This window comes from Aquitalea sp. ASV15 (assembly GCF_016429115.1).
GTDB lineage: Bacteria > Pseudomonadota > Gammaproteobacteria > Burkholderiales > Chromobacteriaceae > Aquitalea > Aquitalea magnusonii.
In genome coordinates, this window is sequence record NZ_JAELTZ010000101.1 from 1 (window position 1) to 4,851 (window position 4,851).

The 4,851-nt window shown below is 63.4% G+C and carries 5 protein-coding genes; 1 reads left to right on the forward strand and 4 read right to left on the reverse strand.

Annotated elements, in window-relative coordinates; genetic code table 11:
* From hutG to hutC, 4 genes are all read right to left on the reverse strand, one after another.
* On the reverse strand, nucleotides 1-789 hold a 789-nt coding region (hutG, locus tag JHD64_RS20775; RefSeq protein ID WP_199055475.1), incomplete at its 3' end, for a formimidoylglutamase.
* Nucleotides 786-2,036: an imidazolonepropionase gene (gene hutI / locus JHD64_RS20780; protein ID WP_059286260.1), complete on the reverse strand. Its 1,251-nt coding sequence runs from the start codon at nucleotides 2,034-2,036 to the stop codon at nucleotides 786-788. The genes hutG and hutI, both read right to left, overlap by 4 nt.
* A 201-nt stretch (nucleotides 2,037-2,237) precedes the next feature.
* Nucleotides 2,238-3,062: an undecaprenyl-diphosphate phosphatase gene (locus JHD64_RS20785; RefSeq protein ID WP_199055477.1), complete on the reverse strand. Its 825-nt coding sequence runs from the start codon at nucleotides 3,060-3,062 to the stop codon at nucleotides 2,238-2,240.
* A 144-nt stretch (nucleotides 3,063-3,206) separates the two neighbouring features.
* Nucleotides 3,207-3,923, reverse strand: coding sequence for a histidine utilization repressor (hutC, locus tag JHD64_RS20790; protein ID WP_082693475.1), 717 nt, complete (start codon nucleotides 3,921-3,923; stop codon nucleotides 3,207-3,209).
* A 210-nt stretch (nucleotides 3,924-4,133) separates the two neighbouring features.
* On the opposite strand from hutC, the gene JHD64_RS20795 reads away from it, so the two are divergent.
* The coding region (locus tag JHD64_RS20795) for a D-hexose-6-phosphate mutarotase (protein WP_199055479.1) at nucleotides 4,134-4,851 on the forward strand (718 nt) is incomplete at its 3' end.

Genomic DNA, 4,851 nt, shown 5'->3' on the forward strand with positions numbered 1-4,851 from the left:
TTCCACCACCGGCAGCTCTACCCCCATGGCGGCGGGGGCGGACACGGCAGGCATCACGCTGGCGGGCAGCACATCCAGATCGATGGTGAGATAGACCATGTCCACCTGGTCGATGAAGTCCTGCACCGTACGCTGCGCATTGGCCAGGCCCGCCTGGCTGAGCGCGCTGTCCAGCAGCCACTGCACGCCCAGCTGCCCGGCACGGGCAAACAGCGCCTGGGTATTGGATGGCTCGGCCACGCCCAGACACAGGTAATGGAAGGGACGGCCAGTCGCGGCGCCGTCGGCGGCAATCTGCGCAAACGGCGTGCCGGAGGTGGCCTCGGCCGCTTCACGGATATCAAAGTGGGCGTCGAAATTGATGATGCCGATCACCTGGTCCGGGTGCGCTGCGGCGAGGCCGCGCCAGGTGCCGTAGGCGGTTTCGTGGCCACCGCCCAGCACCAGCGGAAAATGTCCGGCACGCGCCAGTTGTTCCACCGCTGCGGCCAGCCGCAGATGGGCGGCGTCCAGGTCGCCATCGGCACAGGCCACATCGCCCATATCGCACAGCGGATAAGCCTGATGCCAGGCCAGATTGGCCAGCGCCTTGCGGATGACGGCGGGGGCTGCCGCCGCGCCAACCCGGCCCTGATTGCGGCGCACGCCTTCGTCGCAGGCAAAACCGGCAATGCCGATGCCTGCTGGCAGGCCGGGGGCAAACGGGGTGGCCAGCTGGTGCCAGCGCCGTGCCAGCTCGCCTTCACCGGCGTCCACGCGGCCGGTCCACAGCTTCATGTCTGGAGTCATTGTGTTGTTTCCTTGCCCGGACGCTGGCCACGGAATACCCGTTCGGCCAGCGGGTTGACGCCGAGTCCGTAGACGATTTCGGCAGGGTGTTCGATATCCCACAGCAGCAGGTCGGCAACGTGATCCGGCGCCAGCTTGCCGTGACTATGGCCACGGCCCAGCGCCTGCGCGGCATGGCGGGTGGTGCCGGCCAGCGCTTCTTCCGGGGTCAGGCCAAACAGCACGCAGGCCTGATTCATGGCCAGCCGGATGGAAGCAAACGGGCTGGTGCCGGGGTTGAGGTCGGTGGACACCGCCATCGGTACGCCAGCTGCCCGCAGCTGTTCGACTGGCGGCTTCTGGGTTTCACGCAAAAAGTAAAATGCGCCGGGCAGCAGCACGGCCACCGTGCCGGCCACGTGCAGGGCCTCCACTCCGGCCTCATCCAGGTATTCGATATGGTCGGCCGACAGGCCGCCGAATTCGGCCACCAATGCTGCACCATGCAGATTGGACAGCTGCTCGACATGGCCCTTCACCCGCAGGCCGTGCTGCTGGGCGGCTTCGAATACGCGGCGGGTTTGCGCCGGGGAAAAACCCACGCTTTCGCAGAACACATCCACCGCCTCGGCCAGTTGTTCCACCGCCACCGCCGGCAGAATGTCGCGGATGACATGCTCGATATAGCCATCGGCATTGCCGGCGAACTCCGGCGGCAGCGCATGGGCCGACAGCAAGGTGGGCGACACTTCCACCGGCTGGCTGGCCGCCAGCTGGCGGGCCACGCGCAACTGCTTCAGCTCGTCGGCCAGGTTCAGGCCATAGCCGGATTTCATTTCAACGGTGGTCACCCCTTCGGCCATCAGCGCCTGCAGGCGCGGCAGGCTGGCGGCCGCCAGTGCTGCCTCGTCCAGTTCGCGGGTGGCACGCACGGTGGAGACAATGCCGCCACCTTCGGCGGCGATCTGCTGGTACGGCACACCCTGCAGCCGCTTTTCCCACTCGGCCGCGCGGTTGCCGCCATACACCAGGTGGGTGTGACAGTCGATAAAGCCGGGGGTGATCCAGCGCCCGGCCACGTCCACCACCTCGCCGTCAAAGCTGGCCGGGTTCAACTGAGCTTGCGGCAGGATGGCGGCAATACGGCCCTGCTCCACCACCAGCGCGTGCTGGTGCAGCGCGCCATAGGGCGCGGCATGCTGCCTGTCCATGGTGGCCAGCCGGGCATTGAGCCACAGGCTGCGCGGGCTATCGTGTGTGAGGGTCATGTCTGCTCCTGAATTTGTATATACAAATAAACCGGATACGAAACCATGTCAACCGCAACCTGAGGTACTCACCAAACAAATATCATGCAAATTATCAATAAATTCAATGTTTTAATGAAATAAAAAAGGGAGCCAGCGGCTCCCTTGGTGCGTCATAAATCCAACAGTATTTGTATAGTCAATTATTTATCAGGCCGTGGCTCAGCTATCCACCCAGTTGACCCAACCGTAATGCCAGGTCAGCAGCACGATGATGCCGAACACGATGCGATACCAGGCAAACAACATGAAGCTGTGGCTGGAGATGAAGCGCAGCAGCCAGCGCACACAGAAAAAGGCCGAAACAAAGGAAAACAGCAGGCCCACCGCCCAGATGCCCAGATCATCCACCGCCAGCAGCGCCCGGTCTTTATAGAGGGAATACAGGGAGGCGATGATCAGCGTGGGAATGGCCAGAAAAAAGGAAAACTCGGTGGCCGCCTTGCGCGACAGGCCGAACAGCATGCCGCCGATGATGGTGGCACCAGAGCGCGAAGTACCCGGCACCAACGCAAAAGCCTGGGCGCAGCCTACCTTGAGCGCGTCCAGCGGCGTCATTTCCTCTACCGTCTGCACGCGAATAGTGTGCTGGCGGCGCTCGGCCCACATGATGACCAGCGCACCGATGATGAACATGCTGGCCACCACCGGCGCGTTGAACAGATGAGCCTTGATGGCCTTGCTGAACAGAAAGCCCAGTGCCGCGGCCGGGCAGAAGGCAATGGCCAGGTTGAGGATGAAGCGCTGCGCAGCGCGGTCATGCCGGGCGCCGGCCAGTACGCTGGCAATGCGGGCACGGTATTCCCAGATCACCGCCAGGATGGCGCCGGACTGGATGACGATTTCAAACAGCTTGCCGCGCTCGTCGTTGAACTTGAGCAATTCGCCGGCCAGGATCAGGTGGCCGGTGGAGGAAATGGGCAGGAATTCGGTCAGCCCCTCGACGATGCCGAGGATGGCCGCCTTGAGTAGTAGCAGGGTATCCATGATGTTGTTGTCAGTGTTGGCAGTTGGGAAAACGCAGAGCGCAGGTGTGCGCTGACAGCATAGCCGAACTGAGTGACAGAATCACGGCAGCAGATCGGGGCCATGTGGTGCAAAGCACCGGGCCAGCCCGGTCAAGCAGGCAGTTTATTTCTTGACCCGGCTTTGCGAGCGCAGTTTGTAGCGGCCGCCGGGGTGGACCAGCCGGGCAAAGGTGACCAGATTCTTGTAGGACCAGGTACGCCGCAACACCAGCAGGCAGGGTTCGCCGGCGCTGATGTCCAGCATGGCCAGCTCGCGCGCATCGGGCAACACCGCCTCCACCGTGTGTTCGATATCGGTCAGCGGGCAGCTCTCCATCAGGTATTCATTAGGCGTGCGCCGGCTGAAATCCTGCAGGATATAGTCCGGCGCCCAGGCCGGATTGACGTAACGGTCCTCCAGCTGGATGGGCAGGCCGTCCTCGCGGTGCACCAGGATGGAATGGAATACCGGCGTGCCCACCTTCACCCCCAGCTGCAGGGCGATTTCCTCGCCGGCGGAGATGGTTTCCAGCTGGTGCACGTCGGCGCTGTGGGTATGGCCGCGTGCTTCCACTTCCGCGGCAATATTGTTGATGTCCAGCAGCGGCGATTCCGCCTTGCGTTCCGCCACATAGGTGCCGTCACCGGCAAAGCGCAGCAGGATGCCGGCTTCGGCCAGATCGCGCACCGCCTTGTTCACCGTCATGCGCGACACGGAAAACTGCCTGGCCAGCTCCAGCTCCGGCGGTATCTTGTTACCCGGCAGGAATTCCTTCTTGCGAATGCCTTCCAGAATGTATTCCTTGATGCGCAGATAGCGCGGTTGAGCTGTGGCAGACACCTTGTTTTCCATGAAGTCGGAGGATGATGGATTCTAGACTGCGGTGGCCGGGCAAAGACTGATCCAGCGCAGACCACCGTGCGCTAGCATGCCCTGTTCCCACCGCCCTGACCAGAGCATTGCCCGCATCCGCGTCGCTGCGCCACAGATCAGGGCGCGCCATTGCGCTATGATCATCCCATTTTCCTGCCAACGAGAAGCCATATGGCCATGAACCTGCCCGCCGGTGCCCGGCTGATTGCCCTGGGCAACGATGTCACCCTGTTGCAGCTGGACAGCGGTAGCTGCAGCGCCACCCTGTCCCTGCTGGGTGGCCAATTGCTGTCTTTCCAGCCTTATGGTCAGCAACCCTGGCTGTATATGTCGCCACAAGCGCTACTGCAAGCCGGCAAGGCCATCCGCGGCGGCGTGCCGGTATGCTGGCCGTGGTTTGGTCCGCACCCCGCGGATGACGGCGCCCCGGCCCACGGCGTGGCCCGCCAGCAGTTATGGACATTGCTGGCCGTACTGCGCGAAGGCGATGCGTTTCACGTGAAACTACAAGGCCCGGACTGGCAGGGCCTGGCTGTCGTTCTCGAGTACACCCTGTCCGACCACATCGACATCAGCCTGCACACCCGTAACGACAGCACGCAGGAGCAAACCTTCAGCGCCGCCTTGCACAGCTATCTGGCGGTCGGCGACAGCCGGCGCATCCGCCTGCACGGGCTGGAGGGGGCGGTGTGCGAAGACAAGGTCGGCCGCCGTTACAGCCGGCTGCCGGCACAGGCGCTGACATTGCAGGGCGAATTCGATGCCATTGTCTACAGCGAGGCCGACGTGCTGCTGGAAGACCCGCAATGGCAGCGCCGCCTGCGCATCAGCCGCAGCGGATCGGCCAGCGTGGTGGTGTGGAATCCCTGGCAGGACAAGGCCGCACGCCTTGCCG